Source organism: Primorskyibacter sp. S87 (assembly GCF_049801055.1).
Lineage (GTDB): Bacteria > Pseudomonadota > Alphaproteobacteria > Rhodobacterales > Rhodobacteraceae > JBNAGF01.
On the sequence record NZ_JBNAGF010000002.1, the window covers coordinates 493,556 to 516,563 of the forward strand.

Genomic DNA, 23,008 nt, shown 5'->3' on the forward strand with positions numbered 1-23,008 from the left:
CGGTCAGGCCGCCGGTCGCAGGTGTTGCTGAGTTCCAGGGCAACCCAGTTCAAGCCCACCTGCGTAAATCACATGGGGTGCTTCGAATTCGGGCTGGAAAAGTTCCATTTCCATTTCGCCAAGGTCGCGGACGAATTCCTTGTCCGGAAGAGCGTCGGCCCGAACCAATGCTTCGGACTGTCCAAACAGCGCACGTGCCCGCCAGTCGCGGATCAGAACTTGTTGACCCGCCGGAAGGATTAAGTCGCAATCTGGCCGGGTGTCACCAAGACTGCCGGCTGTGAAATATATGGCGCGCGTCATGACGCGAATGCTGCGCATTCCCGTAAGCCGGACAAACCCGCTATCGCGGGTGATGATCCGATCGCCGGGCGAAATCATTTGAACTGGCTGTTCACCTTCAGCTGTCAGCAGGATTGTGTCCCATGACAGGCCAACATCCTGTGACGTGTCATCAAAACTGTGCGGAGTCGCGCCCAGAAGGGAATCTGGATGCGCAGGGGGGTGCGCGGACGCTTCGCGCCGCTCCACACGCCCGACCGTATTCGGTTTCATGGCGTTCTCGCTCTGTTGCCTCATTATTTTTTTCACAGAATATGTCAAAAAAGTGTGCGTGTCGCGGCCTTTTTGCGGTGTCGGTGACACTATTCCGAGATGAACGTAAGGAATGTTTGCGTTCGGCGCGTGATTTTCCCTCGCATCCCCCACAAAGCTTTGCTAAGCACCGCCGCACGCCCGTTTGATCCGGGCGGAAACGTGCGGGTGTGGCGAAATTGGTAGACGCACCAGATTTAGGTTCTGGCGCCGCAAGGCGTGGGGGTTCAAGTCCCTCCACCCGCACCACCTAGAATTCCACAAGCGGTCCAGGTTCTTTGAGCTTCATGTTCATGTGGAATGTCCAAGCGCGAGATCGGGGTCAGGTCCCGTTCTGCGCCGAAAGGTTTCTGATCGGGGATTCTGAGAGGAGGGGTGGTGTCACTCGGGTTGTGCCAACAGCCAGTCCCACGTTTCCGAGATGCCTTCCCTGAGTGAAATCTCAGGCGACCACCCGATGCGGGACTTGATTGCGCTGATGTCGAGAACAACCTTTGGCACGTCAAATCCCCGCCCCGGTTTGTAGTTTATCACCGGGTCCTTCCCAGATGCCTTTGCAATCATATCAACAATTTCTCGGATCGAATGGCCGGTGCCGCTTCCGGCGTTGAAGACACCGGTGATGTCCGCTTCGGCACAATCGACGCAGAGCCGAGCCAAGTCGGCGACATGAAAAAAGTCGCGCACAACGCTTCCGTCGCCCCAGATTTCCAGAGGCTGATCCTGCGCGACGTGGCGCATGAATGTTCCGACAACTCCCTGAACACCACTGCGGCCCTGCCTTGGGCCATACGGGTTGGCAGGGCGTAACACCAGTGATCTCAATCCATGCAATTGCTGTTCAGCATGAAGGTAGTTTTCAATAGCAACCTTAACGATGCCATATGAAGAGATTGGTTTAAGTGCATGATCCTCAGGCACGACCGAGGTATTGGTGACCCCGTAAACCGCTCCGCCTGACGATAGAAAAATGATCCTCTTCACGGACGCTTCTCTCATCAGCTTCAGCAAACGCACCATGTTTATGAGATTGCCTTCGATATCGGCGATCGGATCCAGATCAGACGTCGAAGGCACCGTTGTGCTGGCCATATGAAAGACCTGGTCCACACCAGCCAGTGCCTCTGCAAGGGCGGCGGTGTCGTTCAGTTGTCCGGATTGGAATTCTACCCCTTTTCGGGTTTGCCTGAACCGCTCGGGGCTTCGATCGTAAACCCGGACTTTGTGACCGCGTTTCAAAAGAACATCCACCACGTGGGAACCAATGAATCCACTGCCGCCGATCAAGAGTGCCTTCATGTGATTCCCTTTCAAACCCAGGTGCCAATCGTAACCTTCTGCGGCCCTCAACAATGCTGTCAACCGACAGGTTGCCTTGGGACACATTGTCTTAGCCTCAACAGACGTAGCTTAACAGCTTTTCCCAGAGCAACAGGTAGCAACCCTTCAAAGGGCAGGCTTGTCCCGAGGCCAGCATGGCCTGCCGACGGGATCGCTTCTAGTTGTTTCTGCTCAGTCGCCGTTCCAAAACTTCGCGATATCCGGCCGAGACGCCTTCGGCCATGGCATGAGGGCTGTATTTCTGCAAAACGAGTTCACGCGCGGCCTGTCCAAGCGCACGCCCCTTGCCGCGATCTTGGTCAAGATCCACAAAACAATCAGCAAGAGCGCCAACGTCTCCGGTTTCGACCACAATCCCGTTGCGACCGGCGCTCAAGGCTTCGCTCAGTCCGCCTGTGTTGTAGCAAATCGGAACGCGCCCCATCGACATTGATTCCAGAACCGCATAGCTCAAACCTTCGAGAAACGAAGGTGCCACAAGAGCATCGGCTCGGGAAATCAAACCCGGCAGTGCCGAATGAGGAACCGGACCCGTGAATTCGATGCAGTCGGGGCAGTTCGCCGCCACGTAGTCCCTGACTTCGCGTTCATAGCTTTCTTGCTCAGGGGCCGCATTTCCGACGAGTATGAACTTGAGGCCCGGGCGCAGCTTGTTTGCAAGATGTGCCGCGCGAACAAAGTCCAGCTGCCCCTTGTTGGGGTGAAAGCGGGCTATCTGAATGAACGTCAGCGGCTTGTCCCCAGAGAATGCATCCCGATCCGCTATAAACTGGTCAGGGTCAACACCGTTCGGCACGTATCGCAGCTTTGGTGAATTCGACAACTTGCCAAGATTTTCAGTCATCAACTTGGAGTCGTAGAAGATCATCTCCATACGTTTCAGCGCATACCGATCAATGGCGCCGTAAACGTTCCAGCGCAATGAACCCGGTGAGAAGTTGGTCCAGCCGAGAAAGCTAGCCACCGGCGGACAGTCTTTGGCCAAGAGCGCGCCGATCAAATCGCCACGGTGGTCGATCGAATGGGTGAGATCGGGTTTGCGATCTCGAATGACCTTCTTTGCCGCCTTCAGATCAATGCGGCTGAGTGGTGAGGGAACTTCGCAAAGATCAAAGGTGGCGCCGGCGTCACGGAACAGGTTGAGGATGATGTCGTGATTTGCCCCTCGGTTCCCCGCGAAAAGAAAGTGGGGTCGGACACCTGCTGAAGGAAGTGCGCGGGCGAGGTTCACGAGGTAGACCTCACCGCCAGAGGGTTGTTCGAGGCCGCGGATATTTCTGATGAATAGAACGTCAATCTGCTTGGATGAATTGTCAGTTGTCATGCTTTGGGCCTTTGCGAGCCATGAATTGCTTGGATCGCTCCGACACGCGACCGGAACTTGGTGGGAATTGGGGCAAAAATGTCTCCTTGCCGGAGGGGCCGGACGAAATGAGCCGGCCCTGGGGTTGTGTCTTACGCTTGTGCCACATCGCAGCCATTGATCGTTGCGCCGCCTCAAATGACCAACGCTCAATTAAAGGTTGCCGAATTGGAGCGCCGGCGCAAGTCCCTCAATTCAGGGGAATCTAGCAAGCGATCTGAAGGCAGGCGTGTTGGTCGGGCCATAGGCTGTGAAAGAGATATCAAACGTTGATGCATGCTTGCACCCGGGGAAACGCGGGTGGCCGGCTTGACGAATACGGCTTAGTTGCAGATAAGGCCGCGATGGCCGCATGGGCTGTCGCCGGATCGCTGCGCTACGACAAGGAGTTAGGTGCCGGAACGACGAGAGTAGGTGACTTTGCCGTTCGTTCTCAGGGCTCTGCATTCTGACCAATGGACGTTCTTTCTCAATCGGGTTTTTGGTGGCCGGTGCAGTCGGCTGGCCCTTATGCCACTGTGCCCCGACAATCAGTTCGGCGGCTCGAGTGTCCTAGCATGAGCCATCTGCTGTCTGTCCTTGTATGCGTGTGCCTTACTCTTTTGCTGCTTGCCGTACCCGCACGGTCGCAGGACATCCGTCTTGGCGATGGGATCAGCCGGTTCCCTGATCAGGCCTTGTCGACTTTTGGCTTCATTGCCATTCCAAATGACTCGGCCAGCGGGCTTTCGCTCAAGAGCAAAAGCAATGATGAGGAAAGGTATCTCAGCTTTCAGGTCGGTGGTGGCTTTCGGGTTCACGAGAATGTCCCGCTCTATCTGGAAGGGTATCTGGGGTTTCAACGGTATGATCCGACCTTGGTTCTGGGCCGCCCCTCGGGGGATCTGATCATTCCGGTCAGGTGGAACGGTGCTGCTGCGACAGGCGGCGTCGGATATGACTGGAAACTAGATGAACACTGGTCTCTTCGGCCGATCGTCAATGTTTCACTCGGCCATATTGCAAGCGACGCTGCCATCCTGGGCAGCCTGGTCTCGGACGCGTTGGACGTTGATACCGAATTTTTGATCGATGGCGGCATGACCACCGGTGGTGTCGGAGGCTCGTTGCTGCTGGCCTACAAAAAACGGTCGCCGAAGGCCGACATAGATATACGGTTCCGTCATACCAACCTGAGGCTCTACTCGATCCTCGGCAGTGCGGATCTGAACGCCAAAGCGAAAGCTGTCTCGACGTCGGCCTGGACGCGGTTGCGGTTTCCCATTGGCAACTGGCAGTGGCAGAACCGGCCAATCCGGTCGGTCTGGGAAGCCAGCCTGACCCACTATGCCGGTGATCAGGGCAGGATTCTGGATCTTGACTGGCTGGGAAAGGTCGGAGCCGGACTGGAGCTCGATGTCTCGGGAACAAATTTCAGCTTTGTCTCTAGAGGTCGGCTGATGGTGCACTATCTCTTCGGAGAGGAATATGACGGGTTGGCCATGGGGGTTGGCATCAGTTTCTGAGCACCAGTTCCGGGAGGGCCGGAACATCACAGTCGGCGTAAGTTTGCCGTATGGCACTTTAAGCTGCCGGTGCAATGTCGTAGGGGATGCTCCGGCGAGATATCTGTCTGCTTTTCAGGCAACTATCCAGAGAGTCATCGTGCCCGAAATAACGCCGGAGCCGAACAGGCTGGGACCAAACCTATCGAATACAGGACTATGGAATGAGACTGACCAAAGCATTGCTGCTCACCAGCGCCCTGGGCCTCGGAACCCCGGCTTTGGCCGAGGCGACGTCCGGACCGGCCGTCAACGCCTTTGAAGGTGCCTATGCAGGGCTTGGGCTTGGCGCTGCGACCGCCAGCGGCACAACCGATTACCCCGTTCTGTCGGGCGGAACGGTCTATGCGCCTTTTGATCCCGGAACAGGCAAGGTTCTGAGTGCCTTTTTCGGTTACAATTTCCAACGCGGGGATGTGGTTTACGGTGCAGAAGCCCGATACATCAACCTTGTCCGGCTGGCGGATCGCGATCCCGCGACGCCGGAAGATCGCGAAGTCATGGACATGGCGGATATTCGCGGGCGGGTCGGCTATGTAATGGGCGATCTGATGGTTTACGGCGCAGTCGGGTGGTCGTGGGCCCAGTTCCGTGTGCATCCCGGAAGCGGGTTTGGCGCCCGGCCAAATCAGACCAGTCTGACGGGGCTGAACCTCGGTTTGGGGCTTGAGTACAATCTGTCTGAAAGATGGAGAGTTTCGGGGGATTTCACTTACCGCGATCTCAATGGAAAGTTCGAAGAAGCCGTTCAGGATACCGACCTGAAGGTCAGCACCCTTTCCGTTCAGCTGGCATACAGGTTCTGAGGGGACCGATCATGTATCCGATCAATGATTGCCATAGGTGCGATAGGAAAGACCCTCGGTCCTGCCGGGAAAACCGTTATGCCCTCAACCGGTTCGCTATCGCGACACGCGTTGCGCGACCCTTTGGTTCTTAAGGAGCCGTCGAATGCCTATCTATCCTTCCCACAAGGCTCTTTTTGTTCACATTCCCAAGAATGGCGGGTCCACCGTGACCACTTTGCTCAAGCGGGACAGTTTCTTTGGACGTCGGGTGAATCAGACGGATCCACGCGATGGTGGGCGCGAAACGATCTCGGAACTGCTTGAGGTCATGGGCGATGAAGCCAAGGACTATTTCAAGTTCAGCTTTGTGCGCAATCCTTGGGATCGGGCCGTATCCGCTTATCACTATGTTTGCCAAAGACGACCGGAGATGGTGAGCGTGAATTCGCATCCTACATTCGCCGAATTCACGCGCGCCTTCGCAGATGATCCCGAGCAGTTTCTGAAGATCCGCTATTTCCGACCCCAGTTTGAGTATCTGACAACTCAAGACGGAGATCGGCCGCTGGACTACATTGGGCATTTCGAGAATTATGACAGTGACTTGCGGGATGTTCTTAAGAAAATCGGCATTCGCCGAACGCTGATCCGTCATCGCAAGAAAACCAAGCGATCCGACTATCGCGATTATTATGACGATCGGGCACGCGAGGCCATTGCCGGGATCTATGCTAGGGATATCGAAGAACTCGGCTATGAGTTCGAAGGCGGCAGCAAGCGAAAAAAGTCCTTTCTTCTCAGGTTTATGGGATAATGCCGCGAAGCTCGCCAAATATTGCACCGGAAACATCGCGGTCGTCGGCACGCCAGTTTCCGCTTACGACCGAAAGGCCCGTTGCCTTTTGGGGTTCGCGCGATCTACTTGGCCTGTTGGTCGCTTGTTTTTGCGATGTTTTTTTGAGAGTTGCCAAGAGTATGGTTTTTTTTATGCCGGCGTTTCGGATCAGAGAAAGTTTGATTTGGCATGATTGATCTGAGCAATTCGCCGGTTCTGCGCGAGAGTCAGAACTACAGGATTTACCAGCATCCCGACAATTCGGGTGCCCTGCTCAAGGTACGGTGCGACAAGCCGGGCAAACGGCGGCTTCTCAAACACAGGATCCTCAAGCGCCCGTCCGAGCTTCTTTATGGCAACCTGCGTCAATGGAACCGAGAGGCCAATGAATACCTTGCGGCTTTGCACCGCGGCTGTCCGGAAATTGATTGTCTGGCCAAATTCATGGGCTTTGCCAGAACGTCAGAAGGTCCGGCTTTGATTGTCGAGAAAATGACCTCACCGGACGGCGATTTGGCGATGACCGTCGCCGAGGAACTGGCTGAATTGTCTGCCGGGGATCCCCGGCGGGACACGATCCGGAATGAACTCCTTGAGTTGCTGGATGATCTGGAACGGGGCCGCATTATCGTCGGCGATTTCAGCGCCGCGAACGTCGTGCGTGCGCGCGAGCGCAATGGGCGTCTGGTCGTGGTCGATGGTCTGGGCGAACGGATACTCTTGCCGATTACGCTTTATAGCAATCTTGCTTTCAAAGCGTCTGTTGCCAGGCGCAGGCGGCGGATCCGGCGTATTCCTGGTACGACCCATCATGCCGTGCAGGGATCGAAGAAAGTCGTTTGAAATCATCGACGTTTAGAGTGATATCGAACTTATTATTTCCAGCGCATGTGGTCCAATGTCGCCGCGCCAGCCAGGTGCGAACTCAATCGGTCGTCAGAAATAGGGCATTGCTAAGCCTGCTTGCGGCGGTTTTCAGAAACTCTGTTTCCTTGACCGCGTCCGGAAGTGAGATCCGCTGGGTCGGCCCGTGAAAGGCCAGAGCTGCAACAAAGCGTCCGGATGGATCGGTCACGGGCACCGCTATGGCCACCATACCTTCCAGAAACTCCTCCTGATCCAGCGAATAGCCGAGACGGGAAATCTCCTTCAGTTCCTGTAACAGCGGTTCTGCGGACGTGTGGGTGGACTGCGTCATTTGCTCAAGCGTGAGGGAGGAAACAAAGTTGGCTCTCTGCTTTGGCTTGAGGCTGGCGAGAAAGCATTTTCCGCTGGCGGTACAATGGAAAGGCACATGCGTGCCCACTGGCAGCTGGATGCGAAACGCCCAATCTGTCTCGACCCGATCCAAATAGTTCATTCCGGAAGCCTCCGGAACAACGTAGTTGACGGTTTCACCGACTTGCCGGGCGACTTCCATCAAGATCTGCCGTCGGACGATGTGATCGCGTGAATTGTGCAGCAATCCGACCCCGAGCTGCCGTAGGCGGCGCGCCACCTGATATCGGCGAGAGTTGCCCTGACGTGTAATGAAGCCGTTTTCTTCCAGCGTCACGCAGAGCCGGTGGACCGTCTGTTTCGGCAGGTTCAGCAAAGCATTGATTTCGGTCGCCGTCAGAGGCTGGTCGCTTTTGCCAAGAATCTCAAGGATCAGCAGAGTTCTCAGGTTCGTCGGGATACGTTCAGTGTCGGCCATGTGATGGGTCGATTCAAAATGTTTGTTGCTTTGAGTACGAATCACTGTAGCGTTAAAAAACGGGAATAATAGTCTCAATTTTTGATATTTAGGAAGAAAATGGAGTTTGACTTCGTCATCGTGGGCGCTGGTTCGGCCGGGTGTGCTGTTGCAAACCGTCTTTCCGAAGACGGCCGGTACACTGTCGCCTTGCTCGAAGCGGGGCCGCGGGACACCAACCCATGGATCCATATTCCCGTCGGGTATTTTCGAACGATGGGTCATTCCCGAACCGACTGGCGCTATCGAACCGAGGCCGATCCCGGCATTGCCGGACGCTCCATTCCCTGGCCCCGCGGTCGTGTTCTCGGCGGGTCCAGTTCGATCAACGGTTTGCTCTATGTGCGGGGACAACCGCAGGACTATGACGGTTGGGCGCAGATGGGCTGCACGGGTTGGTCATGGGACAGTGTTCTGCCGTTCTTCAAGCGCTCTGAAAGCTGGGAAGGTGATGATGATGGCGGGTTGCGGGGCAGGGACGGCCCGCTCTCTGTTCAGACGTCGCGCCTGACCCGTGAGGTGGTCGACAAGTGGGTCGATGCCGCCGTCGCTGCTGGATATCGGCGCAACCCGGATTACAATGGCGCCGACCAGGAAGGTGTCGGCTACTTCCAGCTAACCATGAAGGGAGGGCGTCGATGTTCGTCGGCGGTGGCCTATCTCAAACCGGCGCGGTCGCGACAGAACCTCGAAATTCTGCCGGACGCCCAAATCGAGAAGGTTCTGATTTCGGACGGGCGCGCGATCGGTGTTCGCGCCCATATCAATGGTCGTCCGACGGATGTCATGGCCCGACGCGAGGTCGTGCTCAGTGCCGGGGCAATCGGATCTCCGCAAATCCTCATGCTGTCCGGGATCGGGGATCCCGATGAAATCCGTCCGCATGGGCTTGATGTAAAAGCCGAGCTGAAAGGCGTCGGCAAGAACCTTCAGGATCATCTGCAAGCCAGACCGGTGTTCAAAACCGACTTGAGTACCATCAATGTCGAAACCAGCAGCCTGTTCAAACAGGCGATGATTGCAATGCAATACGCCCTGACCCAACGCGGACCGATGACAATGGCTGCCAGTTTGGGCACGGCATTCCTGAAGACCGAGAACCATCTGGAAACACCCGATATTCAGTTCCACATTCAGCCGTTCAGCGCGGATAGCCCGGCAGAGGGTGCGCATAAGTTCTCGGCCTTCACGGCTTCGGTCCTGCAACTGAGGCCCGAAAGCGCCGGACATTTGAAACTAAAGTCGGCGCGCATGGATGATCATCCCGAAATTCACCCCAACTATCTGAACTCGGAAACCGATTGCCGCACGATCGTGAAAGGCATTCAGATTGCCCGGCGGATTGCCAGAACCGAACCGCTCAAAACGCACATAACCGAGGAACATGCGCCCGGTGCCAGTATCGCGTTTGAGGACGAACAAGCCACGTTGGACTGGGCGCGCCGGACGGCGGTGACGATCTATCATCCGACCGGCACCTGCAAGATGGGCATCGACGAAACGGCAGTGGTTGATCCGCGTCTGCGTGTGATCGGCATTGATGGGCTGCGGGTGGCGGACGCGTCGATCATGCCCCGGATCGTCAGTGGAAACACGAACGCCCCGGCGATCATGATCGGGGAAAAGGTCAGTGACATGGTGCTGGAGGATGCTCGTATATGACCCGTTTTCATCCAGACTTGCACTTGAGCACGATGCGATTTGCGAGGTGCAGACAAAGATAATGGACAAAACTCCGGGCATAGCCTTCGCCCCCGGGGAGCAAAAAAATCACTAATCAGAGGGCACAGATCTGGGAGGATTTAATGTTTAACCTGAAACCACTTGCGGTCGGCGCAGCAGTTCTTGCGCTTACGGCAACCAGTGCAATGGCCGAAAAGGTTCTGCGCATTCAGTCGGTTCTGCCAAACACGGCAGACGAAGTCTTCATGCTAAACGAGTTCGGCAAGGACGTGGCTGCTCTGACGGGTGGCTCGCTCACGATCGAGGTCTTGCCGGCAGGTGCCGTTGTCGGACCGCGTGACATCATGGATGCGGTTGACGCCGGACTTGTCGAAGGCGGCTTTGCATGGACGCATTACTGGGGTGGCAAGCATGTTGCGGCCAACCTCTTTGGCGCACCGGTGGCCGGTGCCGGCGTTGGCCTTGATAACATCGCGTTCCTCAGCTGGTTCCAGTATGGCGGCGGCAAGGAGCTGTATGACCGTCTTTGGGAAGAGATGGGCGTGAACGTCAAAGGCTTCATGTTGCAGCCGGTTGGCCCCGAGGCCCTTGGTTGGTTCCCCGAGCCGATCAAATCCATGGACGACTTCCGCCAGATGCGCTTCCGTGCGCCTCCGGGCATGGTTGGTGCCGCCTATGCCGACATCGGAGTGCCCGCCGTTGCTATGGGCGGTGGTGATATCCTGCCGGCGCTGGAAAAAGGCACGATCGACGCGGCTGAATGGTGCTGCCCCAAGCCGGACTCGGTCTTTGGTTTCCAGAAAGTGCTCAAGCACTACTATCTGCAGGGGCTGCATCAGGTTGTTGTGAACGCGGACATGTATGTGAACCTCGACTTCTACAACAGCTTGACGGATCTCGAGAAGAAAGCGTTGGAAGTTGCGGCAAACGCGTCATTGTCCAAGTCCATGTCGTATCGCATCTATGAAAACGGCAAGGCTCTGAAGGATCTGACCGACAATCACGGTGTCATTCTGGAAGATACACCGGCGGACTACTTCACCGAGTACATGGCAGCGGCCAAGAATGCCCTGCAGGCAGCGGCGGACGAGAACGAGTTCTTTGCCGAGGTGTGGCAGTCCCAAAAGGACTTTGCCGACATCGCTGTGCCGTTCTGGGCCGGTGCGCAGGCGTCCAACGCTGGCTTGGGTCGCGCGCACGCTGAATCGCTCAAGTAAAACCTTTACCCATCCCGGATAACGCTCCGGGATGGGCCACTCGCCACTGCCGCCCGTGGTGGTTTGCCGCCCTGCGAAACCGGGCAATCAACGAATGATGGGACCAACAAAATGGCTGACGAAGTCAACCCGGACGAGTTGGAAGTTGCCGACGAGCTGATCGCGGAGCGCCGTGCCGAAAAGCCGGGCGAGACCCCAGAAGACATGACCTCCTGGCAACGCCCGATCACCGCAGCCATCGATTTGATCAATTACCGCGCAGGGCAGATCATCGCACTGCTCATGGTGCCGTTGATCGCGGTGGTCGTGTACGAGGTGTTTTCGCGCAACTCCTTTGCCATTCTGTCCAATGCCGGGTTCGAAGATCTGGCGCAGTCTCTGGGCCTTGGCCCTACGCTTTGGGTCTATGATACCAGCCGTATGATTGCAGGGGTCCTGTTCATGGCGGCGGCGGGCTACGGTCTGATGCGCGGGGTGCATATCCGGGCCGACTTTCTGTATCGCTCATGGTCGCCCAAGACGCAGGCGACGGTCGATGCGATCCTGTATCTTCTGTTCTTTATTCCCTCGATGATCTTTTTTACCGTTGTTTCCGCCCAGTTCTGGTGGCTGGCCTACTCCACGGGCGAGACAATGCAGATCGACAGCGCATGGGGGCCGCTCTTGTGGCCTGCGCGCACGGCGATGCCGGTCGGTGGCTTCCTTCTGCTTTTGCAGGGGATTCCTGAGATTTTCCGCGCCTTTCACAAAATGGGAAAAGAGCGGGAGCGTATCTTTGTCCGTGCCCTTCCGTTTTATCTGGTCGGGCTGACCTGGCTTGTTATGGCGGTTTTTGCACCAGAATTGGTGCCCGGCGGGGAATGGTTCACCGAGGTCATGAAGGCCCGTCCGGCAATATCCAAGCCGACCATTGGCCTGATCATGCTTGCAGCGATGCTTTTCGTGATCTTCATCGGCTTCCCGATCGCGTTCACGCTGATTTTTCTCGCCTTCGTCTTTGGCATCTGGGGTGCAAACTTCAAACTGACCACGCTGTTGATGACGCTCAACACCAACTCCACGATGCTGAACGATCAGCTGATGGCGGTTCCGCTTTTTGTCCTGATGGGGATCGTGATGGAACAGGCCGGTCTGATGGAGCGCCTGTTCGGGTCGATCCAGATGATCATGGCCCGCGTCCGCGGAGCGCTCTATATCGCGGTCCTCGTGGTGTCGACGATTTTTGCTGCAGCAACCGGGATCGTCGGGGCATCGGTCACAATCCTCGGGATCATGGCGGGCGCAACAATGAGCCGGTCGGGCTACAACGTTCAGCTTGCCGCAGGAACGATCACGGCAGGCGGCACACTGGGTATCCTCATCCCACCCTCTATCATGCTGATTGTCATGGGCCCGGTGCTGGAGGTTTCGGTTCTCGACCTGTTCCGCGCGGCCTTTATCCCGGGTGCGCTGCTGGCTTCGCTCTACCTGATCTACACGCTTGGCCGCTGCTGGCTAAATCCTGATCTTGGCCCGATCCTTTCCGAAAAGGATCAACCGGTGACATCGAACCGCTATGGCATCGAAGTCGTGCTGATCTCTGTCGGTGTTCTTGCCGTCTGCCGGGTTTTCGGCTGGGCCCTGAACGGCGTGTTTGCCGGCGTATTTCCTTTTGCGGGCCTGATCGCAACGCTTGCGGCACTCGGTGTTGCCTATCTTGCTTACAGGAACCTCAGCATCCTGCGCATTGTTGCGCCCATTACCATTGGCGGCCAGATGGCAATTTCGATCAGTGCGCTAATGGGGGGCAGCCTATCGGGCGTGTCCACTGTGGTTACAGTTTCATGGCTGATCCTCATGACACTCGCCGCCTACCTGATCCTGCCGATCTTCCGGGCGGACGCGAAGGAAGAATTCTATTTCTCCGACCTTTGGGATGAGTTCTTCAGAGGGCTTATGCCGCCGACGATCCTTATCAGCTTTGCATTGGGGTCGATCCTTCTGGGGTTGGCGACCCCGGCCGAAGCTGCCGCCATGGGTGCGTTTGGGTCCATCCTCCTCTCGATCGGTTACCGCAAGTTCTCGCTCTCCGGGTTTATGGATTGTCTCATCAAGGCGCTGGAGATCACTGTCCTGATCATGTTCCTTGTCGCGGCATCCAATTTCTTCGGAGCCGAATTCTCCAGCCTTGGCACACCCAAGATGTTGACCGATGGCCTGTTGGCGCTGGATCTGTCGCCCTACATGGTGCTCATCCTGATCATGGTACTGGTTTTTCTTCTGGGATGGCCGCTTGAATGGGTCCCGATTGTTCTGATCGTGGTGCCGATTCTTTTGCCCACGGTCGTTGCTCTCGATCTTCCGGGGTTCGAAAGCACCTATGACTTCCTGATCTGGTTCGGAATTCTGGTTGCGGTGAACTTGCAAACGGCGTGGCTGTCGCCGCCGGTGGCCCTGTCTGCCTACTTCCTCAAAGGAGTGGTGCCGAACTGGGATCTCAGAGACATCTATCTCGGCATGATGCAGTTCATGCTGGTGCAGCTCTTTGGCCTGATCCTTCTCTTTACCTTCCCGCAGCTGGTTCTCTGGTTGCCCAAAGTCATGGCTGGAGAATAAGATATGAATTCCACACCGCGCTCGGCGGTTTCTTATCTCAAGTGGCCTCTGATCGTGACCGCGACTGGGCTGATCTTGTCCGGCTGGCTCGGTTGGGCAACCGAGGGCACGACCGGCGGTGTCCTGTCGTTCCTGATGATCGGCGTGGTTTTGGCAAGCCTCGAGATTGCCTTGTCCTTCGACAACGCCATTGTGAACGCGAACAAGCTGGTCGACATGACACCGGTGTGGCGACAGAGGTTCCTGACATGGGGTATCCTGATCGCCGTGTTCGGAATGCGCATCGTCTTTCCGCTGGCCATCGTCGCCATTTTCGCCTGGATCAACCCGTTCGAGGCGGTTCGCCTGGCTCTTACGGATCCGGACGAGTACTCGCGGATCATCAAAAGCGCCCACGGTTCTATTGCAGCTTTTGGCGGAACCTTTCTTATGATGGTGGCGTTGAAGTTCTTTGTAGACGAAGACAAGTCGATCGATTGGATTGTCATTCTCGAACGCAATCTGCGCCGCTGTGGGTCGGTGCGCGGTTTCGAGATCGCCTTTGTTCTGGTGATCATGCTGGTGATTTCGAATTACCTTCCTGCCGATTTCCGTGCGACCTTTCTGTTTTCAGCCATATCGGGCCTGTTGGTGTTCACACTGGTCGATGGGTTGGGCACTTTTCTGGACAACAGCGCAAACCAGATGGCCAAGATGGGCGCCCGAGGCGGATTGGGTGCCTTCCTCTATCTGGAAGTGTTGGACGCCAGTTTCTCCTTCGACGGTGTGATCGGTGCCTTTGCCCTGACCACCAATATTCTGCTCATTGCGATCGGTTTGGGGATTGGCGCGATGTATGTCAGGTCGATGACTATCATGCTGGTTGAAAAGGGCACTCTGCGCGAATTCCGGTATCTTGAGCATGGCGCATTCTATTCAATCTTTGCGTTGTCGATGGTCATGTTTGTGCAATCCCTGACCCATGTGCCGGAAATCCTGACCGGATGTCTTGGCGTGGCGTTTATCGGATACGCCTTCTTTTCATCGATCCGTCATAACAAACGCGAAATCTAACCTCGAAATTAGGGCCAGATCTGATGTCCAGAACATATTTGAAGAAAGCAACGCTTACCTCGGTTTCCAATGCCGGAGAGGTGCGCGAAACCGTGACCGACATTCTTGCCGACATCGCTGAGCGGGGCGATGCCGCTGCATTGGAATACGCGGCCCGCTTCGACAAATATGACGGCAACATTCATTTGTCGGATGACGAGATCGCCGAGGCTGCTTCGAAGGTGCCTCAGAAGCTGAAGGATGACATCAGGTTTGCACAGGATAACGTGCGCCGGTTCGCCGAACAGCAAAAGGCAACCGTTTCGGATATTCAGTACGAGATCGTTCCCGGACTGATTGCCGGCCAGAAAGCGATTCCGGTGGATGCGGCAGGGTGTTACGTGCCGGCCGGGCGGTATCGGCATATCGCCAGCGCTGTGATGACCGTGACCACGGCCAAGGTTGCCGGGTGCCGCCACATCACCGTCTGTTCTCCGCCGCAGCCGTCCGAAGGGGTAAACCCGGCAATCGCTTATGCTGCGAAGATCAGTGGGGCCGACAAGATCATGGCCATCGGCGGAGTTCAGGCCGTCGCGGCCATGACCTATGGGCTTTTGGGCCTGCCCAAGGCCAACATCATCGTTGGCCCCGGCAACCAGTTCGTGGCCGAGGCCAAGCGTAGCCTTTACGGACTGGTGGGGATCGACATGATTGCCGGACCAACCGACAGCCTGATCCTTGCGGACCAACAGGCCGACCCGTTCATCGTGGCCACAGACCTCGTGAGCCAGGCCGAACACGGATATAACTCGCCGGTCTGGCTCGTCACCGATCACCGGCCACTGGCCGAAGAGGTGCTGCGCCTTGTGCCGGGACTGATCGCAGATCTGCCGGAGCTGAACCGCGAGAATGCCGCGGCAGCCTGGAGGGACTACGCCGAAGTGATCCTGTGTTCGGATCGCGAGGATATGGCCGCCACGTCTGATGAATATGCGCCCGAACACCTGACCGTGCAGGCCGCCGATCTGGATTGGTGGCTGTCGCGTCTGACCTGCTACGGGTCGCTGTTTCTGGGCGAGGAGACCACTGTTTCTTATGGGGACAAGGCATCCGGTACCAATCACGTTCTGCCAACCTCGCGGGCCGCGACCTATACCGGCGGATTGAGCGTGCACAAGTACATGAAAATCGTGACGTGGCAGCGGTCCACGCGCGACGGATCGAAAGCAGTGGCCGAGGCAACGGCCCGTATTTCACGCCTTGAGGGGATGGAGGGCCATGCCCGAGCGGCAGACGTTCGTCTGGCCAAGTATTTCCCGGAGGAAGACTTTGATCTGACCGCAGATGGGTGACATGACGAACCTGTTTGACATCTCTGGAAAGACGGCGCTGGTGACGGGCGCAAGCTCTGGCATCGGGCGGCACGCGGCGACCCTACTCGCGCGGGCAGGGGCCCGCGTCGTTGGTGTAGCGCGCCGGCAAGGCCCGCTGCTGTCATGGCAGGCCGAAGCCGGGGACAACGCCCATGCAGTTGTTGCAGACATTTCCGATCGGGACGCTTTGCCGGATCTGGTGTCGGCTGTCTGTGCTCCGTTCGGCGCGCCGGATATCCTTGTCCATGCGGCCGGGCTGAATCTTCGGCAACCTGCCGATGACGTCACGCCGGACGGGTGGGACAGAACGCTTGCAGTGAACCTGTCGGCCCCATTTTTTCTCAGTCAGGCGTTGGTTGGGGGCATGAAATCAAAGGGTTGGGGTAGAATTGTGAACTTTGCGTCCCTTCAGACCAGTCGCGCGTTTCCCGGCGGGATCGCCTATGGCGCGTCCAAAGGCGGGGTAGGGCAGCTGACACGGGCCATGGCCGAAGCCTGGTCAGGACACGGCATTCTGACCAATGCGATCGGGCCGGGCTTTTTTCCAACGGAACTGACCGCGCCGGTTTTTGACGATCCGGCAAGAGCGGCGAGAAACGCGCGCCAGACCTGCGTGGGGCGAAACGGAACCACATCGGATCTCGACGGGCCGCTTCTGTTTCTCTGCTCGGATGCATCGGCCTATGTCACCGGTCAGATCCTGATGGTTGATGGGGGATATACTGCGAAATGAAAGCTCTGGTGTATGATGGACCCCGAACCCTCAGCTACAAGGAAGTGGCAGACCCGCCGACAGAAATGACTGGCGAATTGATCCGGGTCGAGGCTGTCGGGATTTGTGGCTCGGACATGCACGCTTATCTGGGCCATGACAGTCGCCGTCCTGCGCCACTGATCCTCGGGCACGAGGCGGCGGGGACAATAGAGGGCGGGCCGCGGGCCGGTGAACGGGTGACGATAAATCCGCTGGTGACCTGTGGCATCTGCCCGGCATGTCAGGCTGGCCGCGAGAACCTGTGCCCTGAGCGCCAGATCATCTCCATGCCACCACGCGAGGGGGCGTTCGCACAATATGTGTCGATGCCCAGCCGGAACCTGACGACCGTTCCCGAGAATGTTCCGCTGGAACAGGCGGCACTTGCGGAACCGCTGGCTGTCAGCTGGCATGCGGCCCGGCTTGCTCTGTCTGCCTTGCCCGAAGGAGGGCGGAGGGACGCTCTTGTAATCGGAGGCGGTGCGATCGGTGTCGCGGCCGTGCTGGCCTTGCGTGCAATGGGAGTGGACAGAGTCGTCATTGCCGAACGCAATGAGGCGCGACAGGATTTCCTGAGTGATATCTGCGGTTTTGACGTTGTAGACAGCCCACAAGGCGATTTCGCCGTCGTCATTGATGCCGTCGGTCTGTCCGTTACCCGCGCTCTGGCATCTGCGCTGGCCTGTCCGGGGGGGGTCATCGCTCATATCGGGCTGGGCGAGGACCGGGGCGGTTTGGATATCCGGCGTATCACTCTGCAGGAGATACAGTTCATCGGAACCTATACCTATACCGATCAGGACTTTCGCGACACGGCCTCGGCGATCTTTGCGGGGCGGCTCGGCCCGCTTGACTGGTTCGAGAAACGTCCGCTTGCAGAAGGGGCTCGGGCGTTCAAAGATCTTAACAGGCACGCGGTATCGGCGCCTAAGATCATTCTGACACCATGGGCCTGACCCAAACACCCGTTTCAACGGAGGTTGCAATGTACGACAAAATCCTAGTTCCGCTGGCCCTTGATCATGGCCTTTCACACAAACTTCTGGAGATCGCGCGCAAGCTGCTGTCTCCGGATGGCGAAATCCATGCGTTGCATGTGGTCGAGGCGCCCTATGGGATGGCCCAGGCCACCCAGAACGAGACGACGTCAGAACATATTTTCCAACAGGCCCGAGGCCGGATGGAGGAAAAACTGCATGGCGAGCCGGGGGTCCACCGGCATGTGATCGAAGGGCACGTCTATCGCACAATCATCGGTTTCGCCAACGAGCACGGGATAAACTGTATCGTCATGGGATCCCACAAACCCGGGTTGAGCGACTATTTCATCGGATCGAACGCGGCGCGGGTCGTGCGACATGCCACCTGCGCGGTGCACGTTCACCGCGGCTCCTGAAACCAGATTCAGCGCAGATCGGCGCACTTCCTGAAAGGCAAATTCAACCATGAGCATCGACAAGAAGATCGCGGACGATCTTGTTGCCAACGACATCTCGTTTGTGACCACCGTGCCCTGTAAGCAACTGGCCGGGGTGATCGAAGAGATCGATCAGCGCGACGAGATCTTTCATATCCCGTCCAACAAGGAAGATGAGGGAATGGGACTTTGCGCCGGGGCATGGATGGGCGGCAAGCGGCCGGCGATCATCATGCAAAACACGGCGATTGGGGTGACGATCAACACGCTCGCGACGCTAATCCAGTACTACCGGATGCCGTTGCCCATGCTGATTTCCTACCGGGGAGAACTGCGAGAGCCCGTCGCCTGTCAGGTCGAGATGGCCGTGCATACCAAAGCATTGCTGGCGCAGCTGAACATCCCGACTTACCATTTTCACCATCAGGGCGACGTCGATGAGCTCGACACCATCCTGAAATACACCTTCATGTGCAACAAACCCGTGGCGATCCTGACGGACGCAAATTTCTGGGGAGGCTATGGCGACCAATGATCCGCTCTGAAATTCTCAAGGAGATTGCTCCGATCCTCCGCGACCAGCTGGTGGTCTGCAATATCGGTATTCCCAGTCAGGAACTGCACGCAATCGATGACCAGCCGACAAATTTCTACATGCTGGGGACCATGGGGCTTGCCTCCAGCATCGGGCTGGGGCTTGCTCTGGCGCAGCCCAAAACAGTCATCGCGATCGACGGCGATGGCTCGGTGTTGACCAATCTCGGAACGCTTCCGACCATTGGCAACAACGTGGCCGATAACTACATCCTGATGATTATCGACAACGGTTCCTACGGATCCACCGGCGACCAGCCGACCTATGCCGGCAGAAAAACATCGCTGGCCGGGATGGCGCGTGCGGCCGGGTGCGAAAGCGTTGTCGAGGTGCGCGACGTGGACACGGGACAGGCCCTGCAGGACGCGATCGACAGCGGCAAAATGACGGTGATGGTTGTGAAATGCGACAGCGGCAATGCCAAGATGCCGGTGATCACGATGGATCCCGTTGTCATCCGGGACCGGTTCATGAAGGCGGTTGCAAGCTGACCGGTGGGGGCTGCCGAGCGAATTCACTGTAGCGAGGACGCGCGGCAGCTTGCTCGCCGACGCCTGCCTTGGATGGTGTTTGACTACATCGATGGCGCTGCAGGATCAGAGGCCGGCGCGGCGAGAAACCGTGCCGCTCTGGACGGGATTTGCCTGCAGCCCCGGATCCTGAAGGATGTCAGCACACGATCGCTGGATGCAACGGTGTTGGGTCAGCAGGCAAAGCGTCCGTTCGGCATTGCTCCGATGGGAATGTGCAACCTATCCCGCCCCGGGGCGGACAGGATGCTGGCCCGGTTGGCGGCGCGCTACAGTGTGCCGCTTGGCGTTTCGACAATGTCATCTACGCCGCTGGAGGCCCTGATAGAGGAGGCTGAAGGTCATGCATGGTTCCAGCTCTACTTTTCGGGGGACGGATCGGGGACGCTGAAACTGGCCAAGAGGGCGCAAACCGCCGGGTATGACGTTCTGGTTCTGACAGCTGACGTACCCGAGGTTGGTCGGCGGCCCCGAGAGTTGCGGCATGGGTTTTCCATGCCGTTCCGTATCGGTCCGAGGCAGTTTGTCGATTTCGCCCTGCACCCCCGCTGGTCGTTGGCAACACTGCTTCGCGGGCGTCCGCAGATGGCGAACTTTGAACTCGAAGGGTTCGATTTCGACCGGACCGAAAGCCGGGCCCGCGCGACCTGGGACACATTGCGGGCCCTTCGGGACATTTGGCAAGGCAAGCTTGTCGTCAAGGGCGTGATGAATGCCGAGGATGCCGTCGCATGCATGGACGCGGGGGCCGACGCGGTTCAAGTCTCGAGCCACGGCGGGCGCCAATTGGACAGCGCACCGGCCCCAATTCACGCGTTGGAGGCAGTACGATCAGCTGTCGGGTCAGATTTCCCAGTTTTCTACGATAGCGGACTTCGCTCAGGAGAGGATGTTCTGCGTGCCCTTGGAAATGGAGCAGACTTTACCTTTTTCGGCCGTATCCTTCAGTTTGCGATCGCGGCAGCGGGCGAAGAAGGATTGCACCGTCTGTGGGACGTCCTGAGCGCGGAACTGTCAATCGCCATGGCGCAAACCGGAACCAATTCACCAGCTGGCGAAGGCCGACGAGACGTTTTGTCTGCATAGCCCGGAATGAGAATTGGCGGGGTAACGGGAGTTTGACCCGAAACAAGAGCCTGAAAGCTATCTGATGGAAAGAACGGCCCGACAAAAGTGGGTTACGATTTCAGATACCCGAAGCCTATTCGATCCCATTCGGTGGATCTGAACGGGACCGAGCCTCATGCCACCTCAATTGTCAGGGGGTCACGAGGCCCAACGCCACCTGCATCCTTGCCGAACTGCAAAAACACTTCTTGGCGTATTCGACCTTACGGATGGAATCCGATTTGAAGCCCACTGCGCGGTTGCAATCTTCGCGTGCGGCTCCGGCCATTTGATAGGCCGGGCCATTCAGGCCGTTGGTCTTAAGGCTGGAGTAGTTTGCGACCGCGTCCGCCAATCTGGATTCGAGATCGTTTTGCAGCGCGTCACCCACCGAAGAGGCATCGAGCTGAACTTCGCGATAGGTGCGGCAGGCTTTGAGAATATCGTCAAGTGTCACGGTGACCCGGCGGTTGCGGCGTTCGGGTGTCGCGACGGCGACGAGAAGCTCTGACTTGCCGCGGCTTTCAATGGAACCAACCCTGTCTACCGGGACCCCCGCAGCGACCAGTGCCTCTGCGACGCGTTGTGCCCGGCGACGCCCCAGATCGCGATTGTAAGCGCTTGTTCCCACCGCATCTGTGTAACCCACAACGACTGTCGGCTTGTAGCTGGGTGAAGCCTTGAGGCTGTCAGCTATCGACCGGACCTGTTGAAGCGCCTGCGCGTCAAGCTGATCGGAATCAAAGTCAAAGTTGACCGTTCCGACGGTTTGCGCAACCGCCGCAAAGGGCAGAAGGGACAAACACAAAAGGCTCAACAGCAGGCGCGCAATTCGTCCAGTCATTATCCATCTCTGATCATACGTGACAGTCTGGGACAGTCTGGGGCAGTTTGAACAATAACTTGCCGATGAACAAGCGCCGTGTGATCGGGACACGGGCTTTTTCTGTTGCATTCCTGTTGCAATCGTCGGGTATCCCGGTCAATCTCTGGTTGCTGCATAGGGGTTGCTGCTCAAAGGATTTGATTTGTTCAGAAGTATTGCGTTTGCATCGTTAATTGCGGCGTCACCGCTTGCCATGAGCGCGGCGGAAGCTTTGTCGCTCGAAGATACGATCCTCTATGTGCTGGAGACAAATCCGGACATCAAAGCGGCCGAAGCGAATAAGCAGGCAATCGAGTTCGAACTCGAACAAGCCCGCAATTTCTACGCGCCAAAGATCGAACTTGAGGCCTGGGGCGGATCGAGCCGCAATCAGGGCACCGCAACCCCGGATCTGGGCGCAGCTTCGAGCGCGGTATCCGGGTATGAAATTTCCGGGCGCATATCCCAGATGCTCTTTGACGGCTGGCAAACCCGCTCGGAAATCGAGCGGCAAGCCTATCGGATCGATGCGGCCGCATACCGCGTGCTGGAACGGTCCGAGGTGTTGTCACTTGAGGCCGTTCGTCTCTATTCGGATGTGCTGCGCAGCCAGCGCTTGCTGAAACTGGCGCGAGATAATCTTGCCTATCACCAAGATGTGTTTGCCCGGTTAAAGACTGGATTTGATCGCGGCGTCATCGGCATCGGGGATTTGAATCAAGCCGAAGAACGGGTGGTGTTGGCCCAGGACACGATTCTTGAATTTGAACTTAACTATGAAGACGTCAAAACCCTGTTTTTGGCGACTGTCGGGGTAGAGGCGCGCAATCTCGGGTCGGTTCCCAATATCGGTGCCTCGGTTCCCTCTGTTCTGGACAATGCCATCGCCAAGGCCCGAAACACAAACCCGACGATCCGATTCCTTCAATCCGATGTCGGCTCAGCCGAGGCCCTGTCCCGGCGCGTGAACGCAAACCAGTATCCCGAGCTGACCCTTGAAGCTGATGGTCGCTATGGCGATGACGTTGGCGGATTTGAAGGTCGTCGGCAGGATGGGCGCGTCGGCCTTGTTCTGCGTTACGAATTCCAGGGTGGCTACAAGCGTGCGGTTCGGCAGGAACATGTCCGCCGGGTGGGTGAAAGTCGGGCTCGGCTTTTGTCGCAAACCCGGTTGGTCGAACGGGAAGTGCGACAATCCTGGAGCACATTGCGATCGGCGCAACGGCGCCTCAAGACAATTGACGCGCAAGCCCGTCTTTCGCGGCGTTTGCGCGAGACCTATGAGGAAGAATACGTTGTGGGTACGCGGTCCTTGCTGGATGTACTGAACACTCAGAACGCTCTTTTTCAGGCCGAGGCCAATCTGATCAATGCCCAGTCGCTGGAATCTTACGTCAAATACAGGCTGTTGGCCTCCATTGGCATTCTGCTGCCCACATTGGGCATTGAACCGCCAGAAGATTCACGGGCTTATGCCAAGGAGCGGATCGGGGCACCCGAACTAAGCAGTGATGGCGTTGACGATCAGCTTGATGCCCGCACCTTCCGCGACTGGCGGAAATCTGTCGAGAACAAGTAAGACCCTTCCGTTGGGAGAGCCGAGATTACCGAACCCACCGCAAAGCAAGGCCCGGTTTCCC

Annotated in this window: 21 protein-coding genes and 1 tRNA gene; 17 read left to right on the forward strand and 5 right to left on the reverse strand. The window is 57.4% G+C overall.

Going from position 1 to position 23,008, the window contains the following annotated elements; genetic code table 11:
• Positions 1-3: 3 nt before the first annotated feature.
• The gene (locus ACP15U_RS05930) at positions 4-555 is read right to left on the reverse strand and encodes a Hint domain-containing protein (protein ID WP_425044219.1); all 552 of its coding nucleotides are present in this window, start codon (positions 553-555) and stop codon (positions 4-6) included.
• Between the two features lie 203 nt (positions 556-758).
• Between ACP15U_RS05930 and ACP15U_RS05935 the strand changes: the two genes are divergently transcribed.
• Positions 759-843 (forward strand) — tRNA-Leu (locus ACP15U_RS05935).
• A gap of 132 nt (positions 844-975) precedes the next feature.
• Here ACP15U_RS05935 and ACP15U_RS05940 read toward each other — a convergent pair.
• Positions 976-1,893, reverse strand: a complete 918-nt coding sequence (locus ACP15U_RS05940; RefSeq protein WP_425044220.1) for an NAD-dependent epimerase/dehydratase family protein — start codon at positions 1,891-1,893, stop codon at positions 976-978.
• A gap of 199 nt (positions 1,894-2,092) precedes the next feature.
• Positions 2,093-3,259, reverse strand: coding sequence for a glycosyltransferase family 4 protein (locus ACP15U_RS05945; protein ID WP_425044221.1), 1,167 nt, complete (start codon positions 3,257-3,259; stop codon positions 2,093-2,095).
• A 596-nt stretch (positions 3,260-3,855) separates the two neighbouring features.
• Between ACP15U_RS05945 and ACP15U_RS05950 the strand changes: the two genes are divergently transcribed.
• The 4 genes from ACP15U_RS05950 (at position 3,856) to ACP15U_RS05965 (ending at position 7,308) form a co-directional block, all read left to right on the forward strand.
• The gene (locus tag ACP15U_RS05950; RefSeq protein WP_425044222.1) at positions 3,856-4,803 is read left to right on the forward strand and encodes a hypothetical protein; all 948 of its coding nucleotides are present in this window, start codon (positions 3,856-3,858) and stop codon (positions 4,801-4,803) included.
• A gap of 203 nt (positions 4,804-5,006) precedes the next feature.
• Positions 5,007-5,648 (forward strand): outer membrane protein, encoded by a 642-nt coding sequence (locus tag ACP15U_RS05955; protein ID WP_425044223.1) that lies wholly within the window; start codon positions 5,007-5,009, stop codon positions 5,646-5,648.
• Between the two features lie 145 nt (positions 5,649-5,793).
• The gene (locus ACP15U_RS05960; RefSeq protein ID WP_425044224.1) at positions 5,794-6,444 is read left to right on the forward strand and encodes a sulfotransferase family 2 domain-containing protein; all 651 of its coding nucleotides are present in this window, start codon (positions 5,794-5,796) and stop codon (positions 6,442-6,444) included.
• A gap of 210 nt (positions 6,445-6,654) precedes the next feature.
• Positions 6,655-7,308: a YrbL family protein gene (locus ACP15U_RS05965; RefSeq protein WP_425044225.1), complete on the forward strand. Its 654-nt coding sequence runs from the start codon at positions 6,655-6,657 to the stop codon at positions 7,306-7,308.
• A gap of 82 nt (positions 7,309-7,390) precedes the next feature.
• Here ACP15U_RS05965 and ACP15U_RS05970 read toward each other — a convergent pair whose 3' ends face one another.
• Positions 7,391-8,161, reverse strand: coding sequence for an IclR family transcriptional regulator (locus ACP15U_RS05970; protein WP_425044226.1), 771 nt, complete (start codon positions 8,159-8,161; stop codon positions 7,391-7,393).
• A gap of 99 nt (positions 8,162-8,260) precedes the next feature.
• On the opposite strand from ACP15U_RS05970, the gene ACP15U_RS05975 reads away from it, so the two are divergent.
• The 11 genes from ACP15U_RS05975 (at position 8,261) to ACP15U_RS06025 (ending at position 20,482) form a co-directional block, all read left to right on the forward strand.
• Positions 8,261-9,862, forward strand: coding sequence for a GMC family oxidoreductase (locus ACP15U_RS05975; RefSeq protein WP_425044227.1), 1,602 nt, complete (start codon positions 8,261-8,263; stop codon positions 9,860-9,862).
• A gap of 143 nt (positions 9,863-10,005) precedes the next feature.
• Positions 10,006-11,100, forward strand: a complete 1,095-nt coding sequence (locus ACP15U_RS05980; RefSeq protein ID WP_425044228.1) for a TRAP transporter substrate-binding protein — start codon at positions 10,006-10,008, stop codon at positions 11,098-11,100.
• A 111-nt stretch (positions 11,101-11,211) separates the two neighbouring features.
• Positions 11,212-13,695: a TRAP transporter large permease subunit gene (locus ACP15U_RS05985; protein ID WP_425044229.1), complete on the forward strand. Its 2,484-nt coding sequence runs from the start codon at positions 11,212-11,214 to the stop codon at positions 13,693-13,695.
• Between the two features lie 3 nt (positions 13,696-13,698).
• Positions 13,699-14,748, forward strand: a complete 1,050-nt coding sequence (locus ACP15U_RS05990; protein ID WP_425044230.1) for a DUF475 domain-containing protein — start codon at positions 13,699-13,701, stop codon at positions 14,746-14,748.
• A gap of 23 nt (positions 14,749-14,771) precedes the next feature.
• The gene (hisD, locus tag ACP15U_RS05995) at positions 14,772-16,079 is read left to right on the forward strand and encodes a histidinol dehydrogenase (protein ID WP_425044231.1); all 1,308 of its coding nucleotides are present in this window, start codon (positions 14,772-14,774) and stop codon (positions 16,077-16,079) included.
• Positions 16,072-16,833: an SDR family NAD(P)-dependent oxidoreductase gene (locus ACP15U_RS06000; RefSeq protein WP_425044232.1), complete on the forward strand. Its 762-nt coding sequence runs from the start codon at positions 16,072-16,074 to the stop codon at positions 16,831-16,833. The genes hisD and ACP15U_RS06000 overlap by 8 nt, the downstream gene beginning before the upstream one ends.
• Positions 16,830-17,810: a zinc-dependent alcohol dehydrogenase gene (locus ACP15U_RS06005; RefSeq protein WP_425044233.1), complete on the forward strand. Its 981-nt coding sequence runs from the start codon at positions 16,830-16,832 to the stop codon at positions 17,808-17,810. The genes ACP15U_RS06000 and ACP15U_RS06005 overlap by 4 nt, the downstream gene beginning before the upstream one ends.
• Before the next feature lie 29 nt (positions 17,811-17,839).
• Entirely contained in the window at positions 17,840-18,250 is a 411-nt protein-coding gene (locus tag ACP15U_RS06010; RefSeq protein ID WP_425044234.1) for a universal stress protein, read from the forward strand.
• Positions 18,251-18,299: 49 nt separating this feature from the next.
• Entirely contained in the window at positions 18,300-18,806 is a 507-nt protein-coding gene (locus ACP15U_RS06015; protein WP_425044235.1) for a sulfopyruvate decarboxylase subunit alpha, read from the forward strand.
• Positions 18,803-19,357 carry a sulfopyruvate decarboxylase subunit beta gene (gene comE / locus ACP15U_RS06020; protein ID WP_425044236.1) on the forward strand — a complete coding sequence of 185 codons (555 nt, stop codon included), beginning with the start codon at positions 18,803-18,805 and terminating at the stop codon, positions 19,355-19,357. Before ACP15U_RS06015 ends, comE begins: the two co-directional genes overlap by 4 nt.
• Before the next feature lie 3 nt (positions 19,358-19,360).
• A complete protein-coding gene (locus ACP15U_RS06025) occupies positions 19,361-20,482 on the forward strand; it encodes an alpha-hydroxy acid oxidase (protein ID WP_425044237.1) in 1,122 nt (373 codons plus the stop codon).
• A gap of 172 nt (positions 20,483-20,654) precedes the next feature.
• On the opposite strand, the gene ACP15U_RS06030 is transcribed toward ACP15U_RS06025, so the two are convergent.
• A complete protein-coding gene (locus ACP15U_RS06030; protein ID WP_425044238.1) occupies positions 20,655-21,347 on the reverse strand; it encodes an OmpA family protein in 693 nt (230 codons plus the stop codon).
• A gap of 235 nt (positions 21,348-21,582) precedes the next feature.
• Between ACP15U_RS06030 and ACP15U_RS06035 the strand changes: the two genes are divergently transcribed.
• The gene (locus ACP15U_RS06035) at positions 21,583-22,947 is read left to right on the forward strand and encodes a TolC family protein (protein ID WP_425044239.1); all 1,365 of its coding nucleotides are present in this window, start codon (positions 21,583-21,585) and stop codon (positions 22,945-22,947) included.
• The last annotated feature ends 61 nt before the right edge of the window (positions 22,948-23,008 follow it).

Bases quoted from the DNA above. Each gene is read 5' to 3' on its own strand.
- ACP15U_RS05930 (WP_425044219.1), bottom strand. From the start codon at position 555: ATGAAACCGAATACGGTCGGGCGTGTGGAGCGGCGCGAAGCGTCCGCG.
- ACP15U_RS05940 (WP_425044220.1), bottom strand. From the start codon at position 1,893: ATGAAGGCACTCTTGATCGGCGGCAGTGGATTCATTGGTTCCCACGTG.
- ACP15U_RS05945 (WP_425044221.1), bottom strand. From the start codon at position 3,259: ATGACAACTGACAATTCATCCAAGCAGATTGACGTTCTATTCATCAGA.
- ACP15U_RS05950 (WP_425044222.1), top strand. From the start codon at position 3,856: ATGAGCCATCTGCTGTCTGTCCTTGTATGCGTGTGCCTTACTCTTTTG.
- ACP15U_RS05955 (WP_425044223.1), top strand. From the start codon at position 5,007: ATGAGACTGACCAAAGCATTGCTGCTCACCAGCGCCCTGGGCCTCGGA.
- ACP15U_RS05960 (WP_425044224.1), top strand. From the start codon at position 5,794: ATGCCTATCTATCCTTCCCACAAGGCTCTTTTTGTTCACATTCCCAAG.
- ACP15U_RS05965 (WP_425044225.1), top strand. From the start codon at position 6,655: ATGATTGATCTGAGCAATTCGCCGGTTCTGCGCGAGAGTCAGAACTAC.
- ACP15U_RS05970 (WP_425044226.1), bottom strand. From the start codon at position 8,161: ATGGCCGACACTGAACGTATCCCGACGAACCTGAGAACTCTGCTGATC.
- ACP15U_RS05975 (WP_425044227.1), top strand. From the start codon at position 8,261: ATGGAGTTTGACTTCGTCATCGTGGGCGCTGGTTCGGCCGGGTGTGCT.
- ACP15U_RS05980 (WP_425044228.1), top strand. From the start codon at position 10,006: ATGTTTAACCTGAAACCACTTGCGGTCGGCGCAGCAGTTCTTGCGCTT.
- ACP15U_RS05985 (WP_425044229.1), top strand. From the start codon at position 11,212: ATGGCTGACGAAGTCAACCCGGACGAGTTGGAAGTTGCCGACGAGCTG.
- ACP15U_RS05990 (WP_425044230.1), top strand. From the start codon at position 13,699: ATGAATTCCACACCGCGCTCGGCGGTTTCTTATCTCAAGTGGCCTCTG.
- hisD (WP_425044231.1), top strand. From the start codon at position 14,772: ATGTCCAGAACATATTTGAAGAAAGCAACGCTTACCTCGGTTTCCAAT.
- ACP15U_RS06000 (WP_425044232.1), top strand. From the start codon at position 16,072: ATGGGTGACATGACGAACCTGTTTGACATCTCTGGAAAGACGGCGCTG.
- ACP15U_RS06005 (WP_425044233.1), top strand. From the start codon at position 16,830: ATGAAAGCTCTGGTGTATGATGGACCCCGAACCCTCAGCTACAAGGAA.
- ACP15U_RS06010 (WP_425044234.1), top strand. From the start codon at position 17,840: ATGTACGACAAAATCCTAGTTCCGCTGGCCCTTGATCATGGCCTTTCA.
- ACP15U_RS06015 (WP_425044235.1), top strand. From the start codon at position 18,300: ATGAGCATCGACAAGAAGATCGCGGACGATCTTGTTGCCAACGACATC.
- comE (WP_425044236.1), top strand. From the start codon at position 18,803: ATGATCCGCTCTGAAATTCTCAAGGAGATTGCTCCGATCCTCCGCGAC.
- ACP15U_RS06030 (WP_425044238.1), bottom strand. From the start codon at position 21,347: ATGACTGGACGAATTGCGCGCCTGCTGTTGAGCCTTTTGTGTTTGTCC.
- ACP15U_RS06035 (WP_425044239.1), top strand. From the start codon at position 21,583: ATGAGCGCGGCGGAAGCTTTGTCGCTCGAAGATACGATCCTCTATGTG.